Origin of the sequence: Streptomyces halobius, assembly GCF_023277745.1 — a bacterium.
GTDB classification, from domain to species: domain Bacteria; phylum Actinomycetota; class Actinomycetes; order Streptomycetales; family Streptomycetaceae; genus Streptomyces; species Streptomyces halobius.
Genome location: NZ_CP086322.1, coordinates 5,053,903 through 5,077,608 on the forward strand (window position 1 = coordinate 5,053,903; position 23,706 = coordinate 5,077,608).

A 23,706-nucleotide genomic window follows, 5' to 3' on the forward strand; every position below is an offset into this window, starting at 1 on the left:
TCGGACGGTTCGTCCACCACTACCCCGAGCGCCCGGACCCGGAGCGCCACCACCCGCAGGTGCTAACGCGGACTGTGGCCCTGATCGAGGAAGCCGGACACGAGGTAGACAGCGAGCTGTGGACGGGGCCGGACAAGGTCTTGGTGTCAGTCGCAGCGAACTGCAACCACACCCCAAAGCCCGGAGGCTGCGGCCCCATCAACCCGGGGAATTGCGCAACGCATGGCGGTGGGGGTAGCTAGGCTGCCCGGCATGAACGCGGAAGAAGCCCGGCAGGTGGATACGGCGTTGAGGCGGCTGGGTGTCCCCGGAGTGGTCGCGCCGGAAGATCCAGACAACCCGGCGGGGGAATGGCGCGTGTACGACACGGCCGACCCCACGACCCGCAAGGACACGACCGCTAATGCCCTGGTGGCCGTTGTGGCGAAGTTCCGGGATGCCAACCCGGAGCCCACCCGACGCGGACCCACGCGTGGCTTCATCATCCCGCCCGAGGAAGACTGACTGCTCGAACCGGCCCCGTCTGTGCGCTCCCCATGGTGCGTGGGCGGGGCTCTGCCATGCCCCGGTCCGCTGTCCGCAGATGGCCCGTGCATCCTGGACACATGAGCAACCAGGAACAGCCGACGGTCCGCCGCCGTCCCCGCGTCCGCGCCCCTGAGCTGATCGGCAAGGGCGGATGGCTGAACACGGGCGGAAAGAACCTCACGCTGGCCGACCTCCGAGGTCGTTGCGTCGTGCTAGATTTCTGGACCTTTTGCTGTGTGAATTGCCTGCATGTCCTGGACGAACTGCGGGAGCTGGAGGAGCGGCACCGCGACACCGTCGTGATCATCGGGGTGCACTCGCCGAAGTTCGTCCACGAGGCCGAGCACCAGGCGGTCGTGGACGCCGTCGAGCGCTACGGCGTCGAGCACCCGGTGCTGGACGATCCGGAGCTCGCCACCTGGAAGCAGTACGCGGTGCGGGCCTGGCCGACGCTCGTGGTGATCGACCCCGAGGGGTATGTCGTCGCCCAGCACGCCGGTGAGGGCCATGCGCACGCCATCGAGAAGCTCGTCGAGGAGCTGACGGCCGAGCATGCGGAGAAGGGCACGCTGCGACGTGGATGGGGGTACCGCCCATGCCATGAAGGCTATGGGGGAGGGCCGTATGTACCGCCCGAACCGGTGGCCACCGATCTGCGCTTCCCCGGCAAGGCACTGCGGCTGCCGGGTGGCACCTTCCTCGTCTCGGACACCACCCGGCACCGGCTCGTGGAGCTGGCGGCGGACGGCGAGCGGGTGCTGCGCCGGATCGGCAGCGGCGAGCGCGGCCTCGGCGCGGACTCCTTCAACGAGCCGCAGGGCCTGGCGCTGCTGCCCGACGGCAGGGTCGCCGTCGCGGACACGGTCAACCACGCCATCAGGGTGTTCGACCCCGGGAGCGGCGCCCTGGAGACGGTGGCCGGCACCGGCAAACAGTGGTGGCAGGGCTCGCCGACCTCCGGTCCGGCCCGCGAGGTGAACCTCTCCTCGCCCTGGGACCTCGCCTGGTGGCAGGACCGGCTGTGGATCGCTATGGCCGGGGTGCACCAGCTGTGGACGTACGACCCGGCCGCCGGCACGGTCGAGGTCGCGGCCGGTACCACCAGCGAGGGGCTGGTGGACGGCCCGGCCGCAGAGGCGTGGTTCGCGCAGCCCTCGGGGCTCGCGGCGGCCGGCGACCGGCTGTGGGTCGCGGACTCGGAGAGCAGCGCGGTGCGGTGGGTGGAGCGCTCCGAGGAGGGGGACGGATATGTCGTCCGTACGGCCGTCGGCACCGGTCTCTTCGACTTCGGGCACCGCGACGGCGCCGCCGGTCAGGCGCTGCTGCAGCACCCGCTGGGCGTGACGGCGCTGCCCGACGGCTCGGTCGCCATCGCGGACACGTACAACCATGCGCTGCGCCGCTTCGACCCGGCGAACGGTGAGGTCACGACGGTGGCGACGGATCTGCGCGAGCCGTCGGGCGCGGTGCTCGCCGACGACGACATCGTGGTGGTGGAGTCGGCCCGGCACCGGCTGACCCGGCTGCGGCTCCCCGAGGAGGCGGTCCGGGTCGAGTCGGTGGCGCACCGAACGCAGCGCGCGGCCACCGAGATCGCGCCGGGCACCCTCCGTCTCGATGTGGTCTTCCAGGCACCGGCGGGCCAGAAGCTCGACACCAGGTACGGGCCCTCTACGCGGCTGCTGGTCAGCGCGACACCGCCGGAGCTGCTGGCCGAGGGCGCGGGCGCGGACACCGACCTCAGCCGCGACCTGGTGCTGGCGGACGGCGTGACCGAGGGCGTCCTGCATGTCTCGGCGATGGCCGCGTCCTGCGATGACGATCCGGGCATCGAGTACCCCGCCTGCCATGTGCACCAGCAGGATTGGGGTGTACCGGTCCGTGTCGTCGATGACGGGGCGGCCCGGCTCGGGCTCGTGCTGGCGGGGCTGGACGCCGGGTAGCCGAAGCCGGGCGCGTGGTCGGGCGGTATGCCGGATGGGGCCGACTACTTCCCGGCCTCCGCCTCGGCGCCGCGGAGGCTGGAATTCCAGTTGGTGACCTTGGTGTTGCCGACGGAGATCGCGTCGCTGTTGTGGCCCCGGCCCGTCCCGAGCTTGATGTCGGCGGTCATGTTGGCCGAGGTGTCGCTGTCATCCACGCCGCCCATGAAGGTGACCTTCACGGTCTTCTTCTCGGTCCCCTTGGCGGCGGCGGTGCTGGTCGGGATGACCGCGTACGCCTTGCCCTTGGGGGGAACGGCGATGCTGTGTCCCAGCATGCCCTTGTCGTCGTTCACCAAGGGCAGCGGCTTCGCGGCGTTGTCGAAGCGCAGCAGCGGTGCGTCGTAGAGCCTGCAGGGGCGGCTGAGGCTGTTGACGAACTTCACGATCACGCGGCCATTCGGGTTCGCAATCTGCGAGAACCGGACCTTGTACGAGCTGGGCTTGCAGGTGGTCGTCCTGCGCGATGCCGCGCCCGCCCCCGCGCCCGCCGCGGTCCCGCCGCCACCGATGATCTTGCGCTTCTTGCTCTTGGACGATGACGAGGTCTTCTTCGACTTCTTGGATGTGCTGCTGTTGCAGCCCGTCAGCGCGAGCGAGCCGCACAGGGCCAGGGCGAGCGCGGCGTACGCGGCGGTGCGGCGGCGGGAGCGGCGTGCGGTCATGGGTGGGTCCCCCAGTAGGTCACTGCGATCAGCACAGCGTGTCTGTCATGGCACCGCCACGATATCGATGGCCGCCAGATAGGCCAGGGCGGGTTGGGCGACGGCGAATCACCGCAGGCAGAGGGGTGTTGGCGACAGTGCGCGGCATTCTCGGCGAATCGGGATCAGTCCGGGTGGCCAGGATGGGGACCAGTCCGGGCAGCGACGATCGGGATCAGCCCGGGCAGCTGGGCAGCGAGGTGTTCTCCATCTGCTCCGGCCGGATGCGGATGCCCGGCACCCAGGCCCGCTCGCCGTCGTTCTCGACCCGGAACCACAGGCTGCTGTGCCCGCCCACCTCATCGGTCACCGTGATCCCGTTGGCGACACGGCAGACGGCGTGCAGCACATCGCCGTGCCAGACATGGCCGACGACGTTGGAGCGGCGATAGGGCAGGAACGGGTCGCGGGAGAGGCCGAGCGCGCAGTCCCTGGTGCGCTTGTGCTGACAGGCTTTCTCGACGTTGTGGACGGTGATCCGGGCGGAGCCGGTGCCCGACTCGGAGGTCTGTGAGCCCTGAATCCCCTGCGTCCGACCGCCGTTCGCCGATCCGTCCGTCGAGCCGCCCTGGTCCCCGCCGGTCAGTGCCGGAACGGCGATCGCGGTGGCGGCGAGGACGGCGGCGGTGCCGAGCCCGGCGAGCACCAGCCTCAGCCGGCGCCGGACGGGCGGCACCTGGGGCGTGTCCCGTGGAGCCGTCGGCTCCTCGTCTGTCCGCTCCGTATGCGGCGGGTCGTCGTGCTCGCCCGCGTCCGCCGCCTCGTTGGCGTGGTGCAGCAGTTCGACGAGGGCGGGCAGCCGGTCCTCGCCCGTGAAGGAGAGCTTGCACCACTGCACCAGTAAGCGTTCGTCGGGCAGGCTCTGGCCGCGCAGGTAGCGCGACAGGGAGGAACGGCTGGCAGGTAGCCGGCCCTCCAACTCCTTGAGGCTGTAGCCGAGTTCGCCATGCATATGGCGCAGGGCGGCGACGAAGTCCCGTGTGGGTCCGGAGAGTTCTTCGGGAAGGGGAGCCAGTGGTTTTCGACGGATGTTCGCGGCGTGGTTCGGATTGCCAGACACGTCTCGCATTCCAGCACAGCCACCATGCCCGCACGAGGGGCACTTCCGCTCCCCTGCGACGGAAGTGCCCCTCGTCACACGATCCGGATCGGACCCGGATCAATCCGTGAAATCTCTGCGGCTGGTTACCTTGCTGTGGGTCAGGTCCTGATGAATCAGGTTCCTGATGAAATGCGGCGGGCTCAGTCGCCGAACTGCACAGGGCGGTACGGCTTGAACTCCGCGTCGCCGCCCGGCAGCCCGTAGGTCAGCGTCCGGTGATCGGTCCCGTGTCCGCCGCGCTGCTCGAAGGCGGTGTACGACGTGTGCGCGTCGTTGTTCCACTTCTCGAAGATCACGGCATGCCGGTTGTTGTTGTCGCCGGCCGCGTCGATGAGCAGGTCACCGGGCTTCAGCTCGCCCACCGAGATGGGCCGCGTGATGCTGCGGTTGGTGGCGAGGCCCACGGTGTTGGTGCCGGGCGTCGGCAGGCCGAGCGCCATGGACACATAGCCGGAGCAGTCCTGTCGGTAGCCGTCCTTCCAGACCTTGGCCTGGCTGTACGGGACTTGGGCACCGTTGTTGGCGGTGAGCCAGGCGGCGGCGCGGTTGAGCATCTCCTGCCGGGAGCCGCTGGGCTGCGGGGGCGGCGGGCCGTCCTGGACCGGCACGCCGGGCAGCCGGTCCTGCGGTATGTCCACCGCCACGACGCTGAGAAAGCCCTTCACCGGGCCGGTGATATGGGCCATGAAGGTCGAGCAGGCGTTGCCCTCGCACACCTTGCGGCCGGTGTCGACCTGGTAGTCCGCGGTGATCCGGTCCTGCCCGGGGGCGGACTTGTTGATCATTCCTACGGAGGGCGAGTGGACGTCCGCGCTGGCGTGCACCACCCAACGGGTGCCCCAGGTGGGGAAGTCGGCGGCCGCGGCCTGGCGTATGGAGCCAATGTTCGCGCCGCGGGCGGTGGGGGTGGAGACGGTGTCGCGGGAGAGCGCGGTCTTGGTCCCCGTCCGTCCGCCGGCTGCCGTGTCGGACGGCTCGCCGCCATGGGCGAACCCCGCGAACCCGGCGACGCCGATGCCGGCCGCGGCGACCGTGGGGAGCACCTTGCGCAGCACGGTCCTGCGCAAGGGGGAGCGGCGTCGGTGGGCCCGGCCGTCCGTGCTCCGCATGGTGTCGGCAGGACTTGTGGTGTCCACCGGCTGCGTGGTGCTGTGCTCGTGCATGACGATTCCCCTCCACGTCTGGCTGTTGGACGCCGCCCGGTCGGTGGCGGCGTTTCACGTGAAACATCGCCGGTCACGTGAGTCGTCGCCGGACGGTCGGGGCCGCGGCGACGGGACCCATCGTGTGGTGGGGTACGGCAGTTGATCGGCGTTTCCGTGTCCCATGGGACGTCCCATCCGCGCGCACATCTGTGACCTGCGAAGGCGTCAGGAGCGCGGGTCGAGCGTGGGACGCCGGACCCGGGCCGGCGGGACATGACGGGACGGCCCGCCGCAGGGGGGAGCCGTCCGGACACGCCGAAGGGCGCCTGTTAGGGGATACGGGCGCCCTGGTTCGTGGAGGTGTCGGCAGGTGATCTACCACTATCGACTGCTGACCTACGGCGGATCTGCGGGGGATCTACGGCGGATCTGCCGCCGGTGGCCTACCAGCTGGCGGCGTCGCTCGGGTTCGGCTGCCAGTACGTCACCCATGCGCTGTCGTCGACGTACACCGAGCCGCCCGGCAGCGGCACGTGTGCCGAGCCGCCGACGCTGCCCTTGCCGTCGCGTCCGGGGAGGCCGGCCGTCAGCGACGTCCTCGTGCCGCCGTGGTGGCCGGAGCCGTCGGCGGCGGAGGTCATCACCGCCGCGTAACCGCTCTCGCCGGGGGCGAGGGTCACCACGGCCTGCGGTTTGCTCTCGGGGAGATCGGCGACGGACGCCTGTGCGTCGTCGAACCGCAGGCGCGGGTAGCCGTAGAGGTCGCAGGCGGTGCCGGTGGTGTTGGTGGCCTCAAGCAGCACGTGGTTGACCGGCCGGGGCAGCCGCTTCGCCACGATGCGCATCGTGGCGGCGTCGCAGGCGGAGCGCCGGGTGGTGGCGGTCTGGGCACGGTCGTCCTGGCCGCTGTGGTACCCGGCCGCTGCCGGCTCCGCCCCGGCCGCCGTCTCGGCTGCCGGGTGGAACGGCTTGGCGGGTGCCGTCTTGAGTGCGTCCTCCTGGCTGCCGCACGCGGTGAGGGTGAGCGCGGCGACGGCGGTCAGCCCGGCCACGGCGGTGCGCAGCACGCGGCGGCGGACGGTCCGGCCGGTGCGGGCATCACAAGTGGTACTGGCGGTGGCGTCGGTGCGCGGCATTCCGGCCTCCCCTGTAGGCGATACGTCCTGCGGAACGGCGCAGCCCCGCATGGTGTCCACAAGGCCGTGTCCCCGAGGCTGCGTCGACAAGGCTGCCGCCCGCCGCTGCCGTGTCACTAACGCTTGCCTAACGCCCCGTGCGACCCGCGTGCCGAGGCCGTCGTACAGAGCCGGTCGCACCGTGTCCGTTGCACCGGGGCCGGTCGTACGGAGTCCGTCGCACCGAGCCCGCCGCCCCCGCCGGTCACTTCGCCACGTCGCCCCCGCGCCCCTCGCCCCGCTCGTCCCGCGCGAACAACTGGGTGAGCGTACTGATCGTGTAGACATCGGTGGCCTCTTCGTCGACCAGGTGCATCTCCGCCAGCCGCTCCAGGCCGTCCTGCGTACGCTCCGGGTCGTACCCGGCGAGCGCCGCCGCCACAGAAGCGTTGAGGTGCCCGTCCGCGCTGGTCGCCAGCGCGCTGAGCAGCCGTGCGTCGTCCGCCGACAGCCGGGCGACGGACATCCGCAGCGCCTTCGCGATGCCGGTGTCCTCTGCCGACAGCAATGCCAGACGCCGCCGTTCGTCGCGTAGCGCGGCCGTGAGCCGGGCCAGCCGCCAGCGCGGCCGGGCGGTCAGCTGAGCGGCGGCGGCCCGCAGCGCCAGCGGCAGACCGTCGCACAGATCGACGAGTTCGCGCGCCGCGGCCGGGTCCTCGTCGACCCGCTCGGGGCCGAGCATCGCGCCCAGCAGCGCGGCCCCTTCCTCGTGGCCGAGCACCTGGAGGCCGACCGGCCGGGCGCAGTCGGTGGCGACCAGGCCGTCCAGGCGACTGCGGCTGGTGACGACCGTGGCGCAGTGCGGGCCGCCCGGCAGCAGCGGCCGGACCTGCGCCGAGTGGCGGGCGTTGTCCAGGACGACCAGCAGCCTGCGGTCCGTGACCAGCGATCGGAACAGCGCGGAGGCGGCCTGCGCGGAGGTGGGTACCCGCTCCGGCGGAGTGCCGAGCGCGAGCAGGAAGTCGCGCAGGATCTCGGTCGGCGGGGCTTCGTCGCCCTCGCCGAAGCCCCGCAGATCGGCGAAGAGCTGGCCGTCCGGGAAGGCCGCGGCATGCAGATGCGCCCACTGCACGGCACAGGCGGTCTTGCCCACGCCGGCCGGTCCCGCCACCACCGCGAGGGGGCTCTCACCGGTCGTACGGTCGGACAGCGCGTCGGTCAGCACGGCGAGTTGGTGTTCGCGTCCCAGGAAGCGGGCGGGGGGTCTGGGTAGCAGCCGCGGCGTCGTCCCGGCCCGCCCGGCCCCTTCGCGCGCACCGGCCGTCCCGCCCTCCGTACCAAGGGAGACACCCCCACCGCGAGCGGCGTCCACCCCACCGGCATCCACCCCACCGGCGGCATCCACCCGCGCCGCGCCCGCCGCAGGAGAGACGCCCACCCCGGCGCCGCCGCCCTGCACCGGCACCCGCCGGCGCTCCCCGCCCGCCACGGAACGCCCGCCGGCCGTGGCCCCGGCCGGCCGCCCGCTCGCCGCCTCCGCCCGCAGAATCTCCTCGTACGCGCCGCTCAGCCGCTCGCCGGGATCGACGCCCAGCTCCTCGTTGAGCAGCCGGCGGGTGCGGTGGAACCACTCCAGCGCGTCGGACTGCCGCCCCGTACGGAACAGCGCCCGCATCAGCGCCGCGATCAGCCCTTCCCGCAGGGGGTGGTTGACCGCGGCGGAGTAGAGGATGGCCGCGGCCTGCTCATGCTCGCCGAGCGCGCCGTGCGCCCGCGCCAGTGCCTCCACGGCGGTCAGCCGGCGCTCCTCCAGCGCATGCGCGGCGGCCGCGAACGGCGGGCTGGTGACCGTGCCGGTCAGCGCCGGGCCGCGCCACAGCCCCAGCGCCTCGCGCAGCAGCGGGACGGCATCGCCCGGCGCCTGCTCGGGCCGGGCCAGCGTCACCAGCTCCCCGAACCGGTGGGCGTCGATCAACTCCTCGGGCAGCCGCAGCAGATACGCGGAGCCATGCGTGGTGAGCTCGATGCCGTACCCGTTCGCGCCGCCCTCGGCGAGCGTCGCGCGCAGTCGTGAGACATGCCCCTGGACGACCGTACGGGCATGCTCGGGCGGCTCGTCCTCCCACAGGGAGTCGATCAACTGCTCCAGTGGAACGGTCGTGTTGGGCTGCAGCAGCAGCAGCGCCAGCACACTGCGCCGCTTGGCCGGCCCGAGCGACAGCTCCCCGGAGCCGGTCGTGACGGCGATCGGGCCCAGCAGTGAGAATTCCAACTCAGCACTCCAGGAAGGCCGTCAGGGCGTTCGCCAGCAGATACGGGTCGTCGGCGCCGCACAGTTCCCGTGCCGAGTGCATGGAGAGGATCGCGACGCCGATGTCGACGGTCGCGATGCCGTGCCGGGCGGCGGTGATCGGTCCGATCGTCGTCCCGCACGGCATCGCGTTGTTGGACACGAAGGACTGCCACGGCACGCCTGCCCGCTCACAGGCCGCCGCGAACACCGCCCGGCCGCTGCCGTCCGTCGCGTACCGCTGGTTGACGTTGACCTTGAGGAGCGGGCCGCCGTTGGGCAGCGGGTGATGGCCCGGGTCGTGCCGCTCGCTGTAGTTGGGGTGCACCGCGTGGCCGGTGTCGGACGACAGGCACACGGTGCCCGCGAAGGCTCGGGAGCGGTCCTCGTACGAGCCGCCGCGCGCGTAGACAGAACGTTCCAGCACCGTGCCGAGCAGCGGGCCGTCCGCGCCGGTGTCGGACTGGCTGCCGCTCTCCTCGTGGTCGAAGGCGGCCAGCACCGGGATACCGGCCGGCGCGCGGTCGGCGGTGGCCGCCGCGGTCAGTGCGGCCGTACCGGCGTGCACGGACAGCAGGTTGTCCATCCGCGGTCCCGCAACCAGCTCGCGGTTCCGTCCCAGATAGGCGGGTGGCTCCACGCTGTGCACCATCAGGTCCCAGCCGAGCACCTCCCCGGCCGGGACGCCGATCTCCTCCGCGACGAACGCGATCAGCTCGCCCTCGGCCACCTCGCCCAGGCCCCAGACCGGCGTCATATGCCGCTGTTTGTCCAACTTCAGGCCCTCGGTGTTCACCGTCCGGTCGAGATGCACGGCCAGCTGTGGCACTCGCAGCAGCGGCCGGTCGACATGCATCAGCCGGTCGCTGCCGTCCCGCAGGGTCACCCGGCCGCTCAGCCCGAGGTCGCGGTCGAGCCAGGTGTTGAGCAGCGGCCCGCCGTAGACCTCGACGGCGATCTGCCGCCAGCCGCGGGTGCCGGTGTCCGGAATCGGCTTGACCCGCAGATTGGGAGAGTCGGTATGAGCCCCCACAATCCGGTACGGAGTCGTCGCGGCGGCACCCTCCGGTACGTACCACGCGACGATCGCGCCGCCCCGGAGCACATACTTCCCGCCGCTGCGCCCGTCCCATGAGTCGGTCTCCGCGACCTGCCGGAAACCGGCCTTCTCCAGGCGCTCCGCCGCGTTCGCCACCGCGTGGTACGGCGAGGGACTGGCCGCGAGAAAGGACATCAGGTCGTCGGTGTGGCCGCGATCGAAGCGGGAGGAGTGGCTCATGTCTTCAGCATAAGGAGCCATCCCCCGCATTCCTCGTGCCTGCGCAACGTGAGGCCGCTTCCTTCCGGCCACGATTCCTGCGACCGGTACCGGATCCCCCACCGGAACCCGGGATTCCGGGGCCGGCCGGCCGCCCGGCCTCTCGACCGCCCGGCCGTCCGGGGCGGGCTTCCGCGCACACAACGATGCCCGTCTGCCCGGGGGAAGGGAGGCGGGCATCGTCATTGTGGGCGTCGATTCTGAGAGCCCTCTCAGAACGTGCCGGCAGGGCGCGTGCCCAGGACGCGGAGGGCTCGTCAGAAGCGTTCCGAGAGGCTCAGAACGCGGCCTCGTCCAGCTCCATCAGGGACTGGTCGACGGACTCGGCCAGCGAGCGCTCGACGGCGACGCCCGGCAGGACGTTGTGCGCGAAGAACTTCGCGGCCGCGATCTTGCCCTGGTAGAACGCCTTGTCCTTGGAGGACGCGGTCGCCAGCTTCTCCTGGGCCACCGCGGCGCCCTTCAGGAGGAGGTAGCCGATGACCACATCACCCGAAGCCGTCAGCAGGCGGGTGGTGTTGAGGCCGACCTTGTAGATGGATTTGACGTCTTTCTCGGTGGCGGCGAGGTCGGTCAGCATCGCGCCGACGATCGCCTCCAGGTCGGCGGCGGCCGTGGCCAGCTCGCCGCGGGCGCCCTCCAGCTCCGCACCGCCGACGGCGTCGGCCAGGAACTTCTTGATGGTCTCGGAGAGCTGGGTGAGCGCCGCGCCCTGGTTGCGGACGATCTTCCGGAAGAAGAAGTCCTGGCCCTGGATCGCGGTGGTGCCCTCGTAGAGGGTGTCGATCTTGGAGTCCCGGATGTACTGCTCGATCGGGTACTCCTGCAGGTAGCCGGAGCCGCCGAAGATCTGCAGCGACTGCGCCAGCTGCTCGTAGGACTTCTCCGAGCCGTAGCCCTTGACGATCGGCAGCAGCAGGTCGTTCAGGGCGTTCTCGGCGGAGGCGTCCTCACCGGCCGCCTCCTTGATCATGATCTCGTCCTGCACGGTGGCGGTGTAGAGCACCAGCGCGCGCATACCCTCGGCGTACGCCTTCTGCGTCATCAGCGAGCGGCGCACGTCGGGGTGGTGGGTGATGGTGACCTTCGGCGCGGTCTTGTCGGTGAAGGCGGCCAGGTCCGGGCCCTGCACCCGCTCCTTGGCGTACTCCAGCGCGTTCAGGTAACCCGTCGACAGGGTCGCGATGGCCTTCGTGCCGACCATCATGCGGGCGAACTCGATGATCATGAACATCTGGCGGATGCCGTCGTGCTTCTCACCGATGAGCCAGCCCTTGGCGGGGTGCTTGTCGCCGAAGGTCATCTCGCAGGTGTTGGACGCCTTCAGGCCCATCTTGTGCTCGACGTTGGTCGCGTAGACGCCGTTGCGGGCGCCCAGCTCGCCGGTCTCGAAGTCGAACTCGTACTTCGGGACGAGGAAGAGGGAGAGGCCCTTGGTGCCCGGACCGGCGCCCTCGGGACGGGCGAGGACGTAGTGGAGGATGTTCTCCGTCATGTCGTGCTCACCGGAGGTGATGAAGCGCTTCACGCCCTCGATGTGCCAGGAGCCGTCCTCCTGCTGGACGGCCTTGGTGCGGCCCGCGCCGACGTCCGAACCCGCGTCGGGCTCGGTCAGCACCATCGTGGAGCCCCAGCCCTTCTCCACGGCGATCTTGGCGATGTGCTTCTGCTGCTCGGTGCCCTCCTCGAAGAGCACACCGGCGAACGCGGGGCCGGAGGAGTACATCCACAGGGCCGGGTTGGAGCCCAGGATCGTCTCGGCGAAGCCCCACAGCAGGGAGCGCGGCGCGGTGGTGCCGCCGATCTCCTCCGGGATGCCCAGACGCCACCACTCGGCGTCCATGTACGCGTGGTAGCTCTTCTTGAAGGAGTCCGGGATCGGCGCGGTGTTGGTCTCCGGGTCGAAGACCGGCGGGTTCCGGTCGGCGTCGGCAAACGAATCGGCCAGCTCGTTCTCGGACAGCCGGGCGATCTCGGACAGCACGCTCTTGGCGGTGTCGACGTCCATCTCCGCGAACGGTCCGGTGCCGTACACGCTGTCACGGCCGAGCACCTCGAAGAGGTTGAACTCGATGTCGCGGAGATTCGACTTGTAGTGCCCCATGGGTACGGCTCCGTAAGGATTCGGGGAGGAAGGCACCTCGAAACGAGGCGGTGACCTCAAAACGCAATACCAGCAAGTAGCCAAGATAATGCTACCCGCCGGTAATAAGAAGCAACCCCTAACCACCCATCTGTGACGAGCGTCCCCCGCCACACCGCCGAATCAGTACGCTGTGCCGCATGTACGGCTACGACCAGAACACGGGTGCCGGGCAGCAGTACGGTGCGCCGCCGCCCCCGCCGCAGCAACCGTCCCCCGGGGGCTACGGCGAGCAGCCGCTGTATCCCGAGCCGTCCCCGCCCTCCCTCGCCGACGCGGTGCGCGCGTTCACGACCGGCTCGATGTCGGCCGAGGACTTCCAGGGCATCTTCTCGACGTCCAAGATCTACTGCCCGCGTGGCGAGAACCCCGGCTTCCTGGCGCTGCACAACACCCAGCAGCCGGTGATCCCGATGTTCACCTCGCTCAAGGAGCTGCGGCGGTACGCGGGCAAGGAGTCCAAGTACTTCGTGATCACCGGCGCCGAGGTGCTCGACCTGCTGCCGACAGGCTATGGCTTCGTCCTCGACATGGAGGGTGACCACCGGATGGTCTTCGACGCGAAAGCCGTCGAGGAGATGGTCGACTTCGCCATGCGGCGCATGTACGGCTAGGGCCCGTCCGAGGGGCGGGGCCGGAAGGCACTGGCTCGTCCGCCCCTGGTCCGTCCTCCTCTTCCCATCCTTCCGGCCTGCGGAAACGCAGGCGGGAAGGTGGCCTGCCTTGCTTTTCGTTAAGGGTTCAACTAAATTGGACGAGCGACCGAGGAGGCCGTCATGCCCGCAGTGACCGTAGAGAATCCGCTGAGCCTGCCGCGTGTGGCCGCCCCCGTCGCGTCGCGTACCCGCCCCGTCACGGACGTGGTCACCGCGCCCAGCGGATTCGAGGGGGAGGGCTTTCCGGTGCGCCGGGCGTTCGCCGGCATCGACTACCAGCACCTCGACCCGTTCATCATGATGGACCAGATGGGCGAGGTGGAGTATCGGGCCGGGGAGGCCAAGGGCACCCCCTGGCACCCGCACCGCGGCTTCGAGACGGTCACCTATCTGATCGACGGGACGTTCGTGCACCGGGATTCGCACGGAGGCGGCGGCGTCATCAACGACGGCGACACCCAGTGGATGACGGCGGGCTCCGGTCTGCTGCACATCGAGTCGCCGCCGGAGTCCCTCGTGGTGTCCGGCGGCCTCTTCCACGGCCTCCAGCTGTGGGTGAACCTGCCGCAGAGCGACAAGATGATGGCCCCCCGCTACCAGGACATCGGCGGCGGCAAGGTGAAGCTGCTGACCTCCGCTGACGGCGGCGCGCTGCTGCGTCTGATCGCCGGTGAGATCGGCGGCCACCGGGGACCGGGTATCACCCACACACCGATCACGATGACGCATGTGACGCTGAATCCGGGCGCGGAGCTGACGCTGCCCTGGCGTGCGGACTTCAACGCGCTGGCCTACGCCCTGGCCGGGCACGGCACGGCGGGCGCGGACGGACGGCCGTTCCGGATGGGCCAGTCGGTCGTCTTCGGTGGCGGGGGAGACTCGGTCAGGGTCCGGGCGCACGAGACCCAGGAGTCGCGCAGCCCGAACTTCGAGGTCGTGCTGTTGGGCGGGCTGCCGATCCGCGAGCCGATGACGCATTACGGACCGTTCGTGATGAACACCCACGCCGAACTGGCCCAGGCATTCGAGGACTTCCAGGCCGGTCGTCTCGGGACGATCCCGGCCGACGCGCACTGAGGACAACACGGCGGCGGGGGGCGAGGTTTCACGTGAAACCTCGCCCCCCGCCGTGATGTCGTGCCCGATCCGGAGGACCCCGTACGCCGCGCATTCCGGTCGCCCGCCGCTGCGCCGTGGTGGACTGGCCAGGTGCGAAACGACTCGGATCAAGACCGGCGCGGCCCCGGGCACGGTCAGCCGCTGCTCCCGATCGAGGCCCGGCGGGCCGCGGCCTGGTGCGGGGTGGTGCTGCTGGTCGCGGCCGTGGTGGCGCTGGCGGTGTGGCTCGCCGTCTGGCTGAGGGCGGCGGTGGTGCCCGTGCTGCTGGCCCTGCTGGGGAGCGCGCTGCTCGGGCCGCTGTACCGGCGGCTGGTGGCGATGAGGTTCAACCGCTCGCTGGCCTCCGGACTGACCTGTGCCGCCTTGCTGGTCGTGGTCGGCGGCGTGGGCTACATCGTCGGCAGCGCGCTGGTCGAGAGCGGAGACCAGATCATCGCCTCGCTCAAGGACGCCGCCGAGGGCGTCTCCAAGTACTTCGGCATGGCCGGCACCTCACTCGACGACCTTGCCTCCAACGCCAAGGACCTGGCCAGCAGGTTCGGCAGCAGCGCGGCGTCCGGGCTGCTGACCGGTGTCAGCGTCGTCGGCCAGGCCATCGCCGCGGCGGTGCTCGCCCTGCTGCTGACGTTCTTCTTCCTGCGCGACTCGGGCAAGGCGGTACGTGCCCTGCACGGCTGGGCGCCCGGCGAATCGGCACCGCTGCTGGAGCGGATGGCCCGTCGTGGCTTCCAGTCCATCGAGGGCTTTATGCGCGGCACCACCTTCATCGCGCTGATCGACGCCCTGTTCATCACCGTCGGCCTGCTGATCCTGAAGGTGCCGGGGGCGTTCGGCCTGGGCGCGCTGGTCTTCGTCGGCGCCTACATCCCCTACCTCGGTGCGTTCATCTCGGGCGCGGTGGCGATCCTGGTGGCGTTCGCGGACCGCGGCTTCGTGATCGCGCTCTGGGCGCTCGGCGTCGTCCTCGCCGTGCAGGTGCTGGAGGGCCATGTCCTGCAGCCGGTGATCCAGAGCCGTACGGTCCAGATGCATCCGGCGACGGTGTTGCTGGCGATCACGGCCGGCGCGAGCGTCGCCGGGATCCTCGGCATGCTGCTGGCGGTACCGCTGACCGCGGCCGTCTCCGGAGTGCTCCACGAACTGCGACTGCACTACGCCGCGGGCTCGGGCACCGGCTCCCCGGGATCGGACGGACCGGCGGGGCCGGACGGACCGGAAGGCCCGTCCGGCCCCCATGGTCCCGCCGACGCGGCACCGTCCGGGGACACCGGCCCGGCGGCCGCTCCCCCGTCGCCCCCGTCCTCGTAGATCTCGAACCACGTCGACTTGCCGTCTCCGCGCGGTTCCACCCCCCACGCCCCGGCCAGCAGCTCCAGCAGCACCAGACCGCGTCCCGAGGACGCCAGTTCGCCGGGGCTGCGGCGGTGCGGCAGCTCATCGCTGCCGTCGGCGACGTCCACACGGATGCGCCGGCTGCCCCGCTCGCCCGAGATCTCGGCGACCAGCAGCGCGTCCCCGTCCGTGTGCATCAGGACATTGGTGACGATCTCGGAGACCATCAGCACCGCGGAGTCGACCTGGTCCGCGTCGGCCCAGTCGTGCAGCACGTCCCGGATCTGCCGGCGCGCCTCGGCTATCCGCTCCGGTTCGGCCTGCGCGACGGTCAGGACGGTACGGCGTACGGGCTGCCGCGGCCGCGGGCCGCCGGTGCCCACCGCACAGCTGCCACCCTCACGGAGCAGCAGCAACATCGCGATGTCGTCCTCGCGGCGGTCGGCCAGCGGCCCGGTGGTGTGGTGCGAGGACGGCCCGTGCACCGCCTGGACCAGGGCATCGGCCAGCCGCTCCAGGCTGTCGGCGTCCTCCCCGCCGTCATACGCCTCGATGATGCCGCGCAGCCGCGCCCAGCCGGTCTCCAGGTCGTGGCCGCCGGTCTCGATCAGCCCGTCGGTGCACACCATCATGGTTTCGCCGGGCTCCAGCACGAACCGGGTGGTGGGGTAGTCGGCGTCCGGGTCGATGCCCAGCGGCAGCCCGCCCGCGGTGGGACGGATCAGCATCGTGCCGTCGCTCATCCGGATCGCCGGCTCGGGGTGGCCGGCCCGTGCGATGTCCAGCAGCCCGGTCGCCGGGTCCACCTCGACGTAGAGACAGGTCGCGAAGCGCGGATCCTCGCCCTGGCCACGGGCCGCGGTCTCGTTGATCCCGACCAGGAAGCGGGAGGCGCGGGAGAGTACCGCGTCGGGGTGATGGCCCTCGGACGCGTAGGCCCGCAGCGCGATCCGCAGCTGCCCCATCAGGCCCGCGGCCCGTACGTCATGCCCCTGGACATCCCCGATGACCAGCGCGATCCGGCCGGACGGCAGCGGGATCATGTCGTACCAGTCGCCGCCGACCTCCAGCCCGCCGCCGGTCGGGACATAGCGGGCCGCGACCGTCATCCCGGGGATGTCCGGCTGCACCGTCGGCATCATGCTGCGCTGCAGTCCGACCGCCAGCTCCTGCTGCGACTCCTGCACACCGGCCCTGGCCAGCGCCTGGGCCAGCATCCGGGCGACGGTGGTCAGCACCGAGCGCTCGTCGGGGGTGAAGGCGACCGGATGGCCGAACCCCGCCATCCAGGCGCCGATCGTCCGGCCCGCGTTGACCAGCGGCAGAAACGCCCACGAGGTGCGGTTGAAGGGGGCGGCCATCGGCCAGGTGGCGGGGTAGCGGCGGCGGTAGTCCTCGGGCGTGGGCAGATAGACCGCCCGGCCGGTCCTTATCACCTCGGCGGCCGGATAGTCGGTGTCCAGCGGCATATCCAGAAAGGGCCGCTCGTCACCCGGCTCATGGCCGTGGTGGCCGATCACCGAGACCCGGTCGCCCTGTATACCGAAGACCGCCAGGCCCTCCGGCATGAACCCGGGCATGGAGAGCCCCGCCGCCACCCGCAGCACCTCGGCGGTGGACCGCGCCTCCGCCAGCGCCCGCCCGGCGTCCAGCAGGAACGCCTCACGGGAGCGCCGCCAGTCGCCGGTGATCGGGGTGTGCGCGGCGGAGGTGCCGGGCTGCGGCTCGGGGACCTCCTGGAGGGTGCCGACCAGCTCGTAGTCGCCGTCGACCATCCGGGGGCGGGAGCGGGAGCGGACGATACGCAGCACCTTGCCGTGCTCGTCGACGATGCGCAGCCGGGCCTCGGCGACCGTCTCCTCGGCCACCGCGAGCTGGATGACGCCGTTGATCTCGGCGAAGTCGACGGGATGAAAACGGGAGCGCACGGTCGCCGCGCTCAGCTCCACCGGCACGGCGGGAAGCCCGAGCAGCCGGGCCGCCTCGGCGTCGAGGGTCACTCGTCCCGCTGCGTTGTCCCAGCGCCACAGGCCGGTCGCGATGGCGGCCAGGAGGTCCTTGGTGCGCATTGCCTTACTTTAGGCAGATGCGAAGGGGCCGACCAATGAGCGGAACGTGACCGAGGGTGACCGGGCGCGACCATGGGGGCAGCTGTGGCCCCTGACCCACTTCGGCTCGGCCGTGCTGGGCATCGGGGGCGGCCGTGATGGTACCGGGACGACCGCGACGGCACGTGAACGGCCGTGACCGGCACCGGGCGACCGTGATGTGTATATGTCAATGAACGGCGCGGGGCCGGGACGGTAACCTGGAGCGGTTATGTCAATCCTGGGGTGGCCTTTCCGGTGATCCGGGTGCTCCGGGTGACACAGCGGGTGACCGGGCGAAGGCCCCGGCGTGCGCGGTGTCTCCCGCCTCTCCCCGTATCCCCCGGCAACTTCTCAACTCCCCACCTCGACTCGCGACGACTTGGATGAGCGATGCATCGGTACCGGTCCCATAACTGCGGCGAGCTCCGGGCCGCGGACGTCGACAAGGACGTTCGCCTCAGCGGCTGGCTGCACAATCGACGTGACCTGGGCGGCATCCTCTTCATCGATCTCCGCGACCACTACGGCATCACACAGCTCGTCGCCCGCCCCGGCACCGCCGCGTACGAGACCCTCGACAAGCTCAACAAGGAGTCGGTCGTCCGCATCGACGGCACGGTCAGCTCCCGTGGCGCCGAGAACATCAACCCCGAGCTGCCCACCGGTGAGATCGAGGTCGAGGTCTCCCAGGTCGAGCTGCTGGGCGGCGCACAGCAGCTGCCGTTCCAGATCAACACCGACGACGGGGTGGGCGAGGAACGGCGTCTTGAGTACCGCTTCCTGGACCTGCGCCGCGAGCGCATGCACCGCAACATCATGCTGCGTACGGCGGTCATCTCGGCCATCCGCCAGAAGATGACCGCGCTCGGCTTCAACGAGATGGCGACCCCGATCCTGACCGCGACCTCCCCCGAGGGCGCGCGCGACTTCGTGGTGCCGTCCCGGCTGAACCCCGGCAGGTTCTACGCGCTGCCGCAGGCCCCGCAGCAGTTCAAGCAGCTGTTCATGATCTCGGGCTTCGACCGCTACTTCCAGATCGCGCCCTGCTTCCGCGACGAGGACGCCCGCGCCGACCGTTCGCCGGGCGAGTTCTACCAGCTCGACGTCGAGATGTCCTTCGTCGAGCAGGAGGACGTCTTCCAGCCCGTCGAGAAGCTGATGACCGAACTCTTCGAGGAGTTCGGCAACGGCCGCCACGTCACCTCGCCCTTCCCGCGGATCCCGTTCCGCGAGGCCGTGCTGAAGTACGGCTCCGACAAGCCGGACCTCCGCGCCCAGCTGGAGCTCGTCGACATCACGGACGTCTTCGAGGGCTCGGAGTTCAAGGCGTTCGCCGGGAAGCACGTGCGCGCGCTGCCGGTGCCGGACACCGCCTCCCAGACGCGGAAGTTCTTCGACGGCCTCGGCGACTACGCCGTCGAGCACGGCGCGAAGGGCCTGGCCTGGGTGCGGGTCGGCGAGGACGGCTCGCTGACCGGCCCGATCGCCAAGTTCCTCACCGAGGAGAACGTCAAGGTCCTCACCGAGCGTCTGTCGCTCGCGCCGGGCCACGCGGTCTTCTTCGGCGCGGGTGACTTCGACGAGGTCTCGAAGATCATGGGCGCGGTCCGCGTCGAGGCCGCCAAGCGCGCGGGCCACTTCGAGGAGGACGTCTTCCGCTTCTGCTGGATCGTCGACTTCCCGATGTACGAGCGGGACGCGGACACCGGCAAGGTCGACTTCTCGCACAATCCCTTCTCCATGCCGCAGGGCGGCCTGGAGGCCCTGGAGACCCAGGACCCGCTGGACATTCTGGGCTGGCAGTACGACATCGTCTGCAACGGTGTGGAGCTGTCCTCCGGCGCGATCCGGAACCACGAGCCCGAGATCATGTTCAAGGCGTTCGAGATCGCCGGGTACTCGAAGGAGACCGTCGAGCACGAGTTCTCCGGCATGCTCCGCGCCTTCCAGTACGGCGCCCCGCCGCACGGCGGTATCGCCCCGGGCGTCGACCGCATCGTGATGCTGCTCGCCGACGAGCCCAACATCCGCGAGACGATCGCCTTCCCGCTCAACGGCAACGCCCAGGACCTGATGATGGGCGCGCCGACGGAGCTGGAGGAGGCGCGGCTGAAGGAGCTGCATCTGAGCATCTACCGGGGGCCGGCCAAGCCGACGCCTTACAAGCCGACGAAGTAGGCGCTGCGCCCGGCTCGCGCCGACGTGGTGGTCCGCTGCGCCTGGCCCGGGCCGACTTGGTCGCTCGCCGTTTTCGGTTGGCCCGCCGTGGGGGTTTCGCCTGCGGCGGGCCTCGCCGTGTTCGGCTTTCCCTCCGTGGGGGTTGCTGTGGCTGTGTTCCGCTGCGCGGGGCTGTTCGGCAGAGGTGCCGGAACTCCGGACTCCGTCGTGCGGTCCGGCACCTCCCGAGGGTGGATGGTGGAAGACGGTGGGGGCGTGCCTCGGCCGCCCCTCGCGGGCGTCCGCCCATGGCGATGCCCCTGGACCGGCCTCGGTCCAGGGGCATCGCCAGTGGTTACGGGTGCCGGTTACGCGTCCCCGTCCTCGCCCCCGCCGAACTGCTCCCGGTAAGCCGCCAGATCATCCTCGGTGATCTTCGCGAAGAGCACCGGCGGCACCGTGAACGGCGTCCCGGCGGGCACCGACGACAGCGTCTGCGCCTCCTCCTGGGACACCCACACCGCCGTGTCGTTCTCCAGCGCGAACGCGCTCCGCATCGCCTTCGCCGAGGAGGGGATGAACGGCTCGGACACGATCGCGTACAGATGGATCAGGTTCATCGCGGTCCGCAGCGTCAGCGCCGCCGCGTCCTTGTCCGTCTTGATCTCCAGCCACGGGGCCTTCTCCTCCAGGTAGGAGTTGCCCGCGCTCCACAGGGCACGCAGCGAGGCCGCCGCCTTACGGAACTGCAGGGCCTCCATGTGGCCCTCGTACTCCGCCAGCAGCCCCGCGATCTCCTCGCCCAGCTTCTGCTCCGCGGCACCGGCCGGCGCGCCCGCCGGCACCTCGTCCCCGAAGCGCTTCCGCGAGAACGAGAGCACCCGGTTGACGAAGTTGCCGAGCGTGTCCGCCAGGTCCTTGTTGACCGTGGAGGCGAACAGCTCCCAGGTGAAGGAGGTGTCGTCCGACTCCGGGGCGTGGGCCATCAGGAAATAGCGCCAGTAGTCGGCCGGCAGCAGCTCCAGTGCCGCGTCCGTGAAGACCCCGCGCTTCTGCGACGTCGAGAACTTCCCGCCGTAGTAGTTGAGCCAGTTGAACGCCTTCAGGAAGTCGACCTTCTTCCACGGCTCGCGGGTGCCCAGCTGCGTCGCCGGGAACATGACGCTGTGGAACGGCACATTGTCCTTGGCCATGAACTCCGTGTACCGGACGTCATCGGCGTCGTACCACCACGACTTCCAGTCGCGGTTCTCCGGGTCGACGTCCGCCCACTCCTTCGTCGACCCGATGTACTCGATCGGCGCGTCGAACCAGACGTAGAAGACCTTGCCCTCGGCCGCCAGCTCCGGCCACACATCGGCCGGCACCGGAACGCCCCAGTCCAGGTCGCGGGTGATCGCGCGGTCCTGGAGGCCCTCCGTCAGCCACTTGTGCGCAATGGAGGAAGCGAGCGTCGGCCATTCCTTGCTGCCGTTGCCGTCCAGCCAGCCCTCGACCTCGTGCTGCAGCTTCGACTGGAGGAGAAAGAGGTGCTTGGTCTCGCGTACTTCCAGGTCGCCGCTGCCGCTGATCGCCGACCGCGCGTCGATCAGATCCGTCGGGTCCAGCACCCGGGTGCAGTTCTCGCACTGGTCACCACGCGCCTTGTCGTAGCCGCAGTGCGGACACGTGCCGACGATGTAGCGGTCCGGCAGAAAGCGCTGGTCGGCATTCGAGTAGACCTGCCGAATGGCGCGCTCCTCGATGAAGCCGTTCTCGTGCAGCTTCCGCGCGAAATGCTGGGTGAGCTCGACATTCTCCGGCGAAGAACTCCGGCCGAAGTAATCAAACTCCAGCCCGAATCCCTCGTAGATCGCCTTCTGCCGGTCGTGCTGCTCGCCGCAGAACGCGTCGACCGACCGCCCGGCCTCCTTCGCGGCCAGCTCGGCGGGGGTGCCGTGCTCGTCCGTCGCACAGATGTAGAGGACGTCGTGCCCGCGCTGCCGCATATACCGGGCATAAACATCGGCCGGGAGCATGGACCCCACCATGTTGCCCAGGTGCTTGATCCCGTTGATATACGGAAGGGCGCTGGTGATGAGGTGTCGAGCCATTGCCGGCTGCTCCCAAGTCGCTACGGTGAGTGAGTATTTGCTTTACGGAACGTCAATATCGTACTGGACCGGGCGGGGGGTGGCGGCGCGGGCGGCCGTACGGGCTCGCCGTGCGGGAGGCGGCCGGTGCCGCCGAAGCAGGCGGGGTGGCGGATGAACTCTTCGGGGCGAGGGGGGAATCCACCGCCCGGGCCGACTTCCTCATACCCGCCGCCGGTCGCTGACCGGCGGCTCCTCCTCCGTCACCGGGCCCTGCTTCGCCGTCCGGGTCGTGATCATCAGGCCGGCGATCACCGCGGCCAGCAGCATGATCAGCGAGCCGACCCCGATCGCCACGTTGAACCCGTGGACGACTCCCTCCTTCACGACGGCGTCCCGCAGGGCCGGCGTCAGACGGCCCTCATTCCTTCGCGCGGCGTCCGCGAGGCGGGACGCGATGTACGTTGCGCCGGTCGATGTCGCGATCGTGTTGAGCAGCGCCGTGCCGATCGAACCGCCCACCTGCTGCGCCGTGTTGACGGTCGCGGACGTGACGCCGGAATCGCGTAGCGCCACCCCGCCCGTGGCCGTTGCCATCACCGGCATGAAGATCAGGCCCATGCCGAGGCCGAAGAGGAGTTCGGTGGGCAGGACGTGCGAGGCGTACGCGGGGCGTGCGGTCAGGAACGTCAGCAGAAACAGGCCCACGGCGGCGGTCAGCGCCCCGGGAACCATCAGCATCCGGGGCGCGACGCGGTGCAGTAGCCGCGCCGAGATCTGCGTCGCTCCGACGACGATCGCCGCGACCATCGGCAGGAACGCCAGTCCCGCCTTGACCGGCGAATAGCCGAGCACGACCTGGAAGTAATAGGTCATGAACAGGAACATTCCGAACATCGAGATGACGGCCAGGCCCATGGTCAGGAAGGCGCCGGCGCGATTGCGGTCGCGAACGATATGCAGCGGGAGCAGCGGGTGGCGGGCGCGCGTCTGCCACCACGCGAAGACGCCCAGCAGCGTCACGCCGCCCGCCAGCAGCCCGAGGACCCGCCCGTCGTCCCAGCCGCGCGGCTGCGCCTCGCTGCATCCGTAGACGATCGCGACCAGGCCGGCGCAGCCCAGCGCCGCGCCGCGTACGTCCAGATGGGCGGGGGCGCGGACCGGCTTGTCGTGCAGGAATACGGCCGCGCCGGCGAACGCGAGGGCCGCGATGGGGACGTTCACGTACAGACACCAGCGCCAGTTCAGGTACTCGGTCAGCAGCCCGCCCGCGATGAGGCCGATGGCGGCGCCACCACCCGCGATCGCGCCGTAGATACCGAACGCTTTGCTCCGCTCTTTCCCGATCGTGAAGGTCGTGGTCAGCAGTGAGAGCGCGGACGGGGCGAGCAGCGCGGCGAAGGAGCCTTGCAGGGCGCGCGACCCGAACAGCATCCCGGGGCTGGTGGCCGCACCGCCCAGCCCGGAGGCGAGGGCGAACCCGACCAGCCCGATCATGAAGGTCCGCTTCCGGCCCACCAGGTCCGCGATCCGCCCGCCGAGGAGCAGCAGGCCGCCGAAGGCGAGGGTGTACGCGGTGATCACCCACTGCCGGTTCGCGTCCGACACTCCGAGGGCCCGCTGGGCCGACGGCAACGCGATATTCACGATGGTCGCGTCCAGCACCACCATCAACTGCGCGATCGCTATCACGACCAGTCCCCACCAGCGACGCGGATCAGCCGCGGGCTGGGTGGGCCGGCTGGGGGTGACCGGTTCACCCTTCACCCATTCAGCGTAGGCGGGGTGGCGGTGGGGCGCCTGGTGGTGCGGGGGTGTGCCGGGGCGCGGCCTGGCTCCCGGCTCCCGCATCTCGACTCCCGGATCTCGGAATCCGAGCCCCGAGATCCGAGCTCTCATTCGTTGGTCTTTGGTCGGGTTTGGGGTTGGCTGGTAATGCCCCACAACCAACCC

The 23,706-nt window shown here is 70.4% G+C and carries 15 protein-coding genes and 1 pseudogene; 6 read left to right on the plus strand and 10 right to left on the minus strand.

Translation table 11 applies throughout. The features are described from left to right. Positions 1–252: 252 nt before the first annotated feature. On the plus strand, positions 253–504 hold the full coding sequence (locus K9S39_RS22960; RefSeq protein ID WP_248865226.1) for a hypothetical protein: 252 nt from the start codon (positions 253–255) through the stop codon (positions 502–504). 101 nt (positions 505–605) lie between these two features. After that, on the plus strand, positions 606–2,471 hold the full coding sequence (locus K9S39_RS22965) for an NHL domain-containing thioredoxin family protein (RefSeq protein ID WP_248865227.1): 1,866 nt from the start codon (positions 606–608) through the stop codon (positions 2,469–2,471). A gap of 44 nt (positions 2,472–2,515) precedes the next feature. Here the strand turns inward: K9S39_RS22965 and K9S39_RS22970 are convergent, their stop codons facing one another. From K9S39_RS22970 to K9S39_RS23000, 7 genes are all read right to left on the minus strand, one after another. Continuing rightward, the gene (locus K9S39_RS22970) at positions 2,516–3,175 is read right to left on the minus strand and encodes a DUF4232 domain-containing protein (protein ID WP_248865228.1); all 660 of its coding nucleotides are present in this window, start codon (positions 3,173–3,175) and stop codon (positions 2,516–2,518) included. Between the two features lie 214 nt (positions 3,176–3,389). Further along, positions 3,390–4,283, minus strand: coding sequence for a helix-turn-helix domain-containing protein (locus tag K9S39_RS22975; protein ID WP_248865229.1), 894 nt, complete (start codon positions 4,281–4,283; stop codon positions 3,390–3,392). 173 nt (positions 4,284–4,456) lie between these two features. Then, complete coding sequence (locus tag K9S39_RS22980) at positions 4,457–5,479, minus strand: NlpC/P60 family protein (protein WP_248865230.1); 1,023 nt, start codon at positions 5,477–5,479, stop codon at positions 4,457–4,459. Between the two features lie 425 nt (positions 5,480–5,904). Next, a complete protein-coding gene (locus K9S39_RS22985) occupies positions 5,905–6,597 on the minus strand; it encodes a DUF4232 domain-containing protein (protein WP_248865231.1) in 693 nt (230 codons plus the stop codon). A 244-nt stretch (positions 6,598–6,841) separates the two neighbouring features. After that, complete coding sequence (locus K9S39_RS22990; protein ID WP_248865232.1) at positions 6,842–8,848, minus strand: AfsR/SARP family transcriptional regulator; 2,007 nt, start codon at positions 8,846–8,848, stop codon at positions 6,842–6,844. Between the two features lies 1 nt (position 8,849). Next, positions 8,850–10,145 (minus strand): M18 family aminopeptidase, encoded by a 1,296-nt coding sequence (locus tag K9S39_RS22995; RefSeq protein WP_248865233.1) that lies wholly within the window; start codon positions 10,143–10,145, stop codon positions 8,850–8,852. Positions 10,146–10,461: 316 nt separating this feature from the next. Continuing rightward, complete coding sequence (locus tag K9S39_RS23000; RefSeq protein WP_248865234.1) at positions 10,462–12,288, minus strand: acyl-CoA dehydrogenase; 1,827 nt, start codon at positions 12,286–12,288, stop codon at positions 10,462–10,464. A 179-nt stretch (positions 12,289–12,467) separates the two neighbouring features. Here K9S39_RS23000 and K9S39_RS23005 point away from each other — a divergent pair, with 179 nt between their 5' ends. The 3 genes from K9S39_RS23005 to K9S39_RS23015 all read left to right on the plus strand — a co-directional run bounded on the left by K9S39_RS23005 (position 12,468) and on the right by K9S39_RS23015 (position 15,410). Then, positions 12,468–12,941: an SseB family protein gene (locus K9S39_RS23005; protein WP_248865235.1), complete on the plus strand. Its 474-nt coding sequence runs from the start codon at positions 12,468–12,470 to the stop codon at positions 12,939–12,941. Between the two features lie 162 nt (positions 12,942–13,103). Then, the gene (locus K9S39_RS23010) at positions 13,104–14,060 is read left to right on the plus strand and encodes a pirin family protein (RefSeq protein ID WP_248865236.1); all 957 of its coding nucleotides are present in this window, start codon (positions 13,104–13,106) and stop codon (positions 14,058–14,060) included. A 132-nt stretch (positions 14,061–14,192) separates the two neighbouring features. Continuing rightward, positions 14,193–15,410, plus strand: a complete 1,218-nt coding sequence (locus K9S39_RS23015; RefSeq protein WP_319949575.1) for an AI-2E family transporter — start codon at positions 14,193–14,195, stop codon at positions 15,408–15,410. Here K9S39_RS23015 and K9S39_RS23020 read toward each other — a convergent pair. Next, positions 15,365–17,503 (minus strand): annotated as a pseudogene (locus K9S39_RS23020) (ATP-binding SpoIIE family protein phosphatase); the annotation flags it as partial. The gene K9S39_RS23015 and the pseudogene K9S39_RS23020 sit on opposite strands and share 46 nt — an antisense overlap. A gap of 411 nt (positions 17,504–17,914) precedes the next feature. On the opposite strand from K9S39_RS23020, the gene aspS reads away from it, so the two are divergent. Continuing rightward, positions 17,915–19,702, plus strand: a complete 1,788-nt coding sequence (gene aspS, locus K9S39_RS23025; protein WP_248865238.1) for an aspartate--tRNA ligase — start codon at positions 17,915–17,917, stop codon at positions 19,700–19,702. A gap of 347 nt (positions 19,703–20,049) precedes the next feature. Here aspS and metG read toward each other — a convergent pair whose 3' ends face one another. Next, entirely contained in the window at positions 20,050–21,774 is a 1,725-nt protein-coding gene (gene metG, locus K9S39_RS23030; RefSeq protein WP_248865239.1) for a methionine--tRNA ligase, read from the minus strand. Between the two features lie 201 nt (positions 21,775–21,975). Beyond that, positions 21,976–23,604, minus strand: coding sequence for an MFS transporter (locus K9S39_RS23035; protein WP_406707997.1), 1,629 nt, complete (start codon positions 23,602–23,604; stop codon positions 21,976–21,978). Positions 23,605–23,706: the final 102 nt, after the last annotated feature.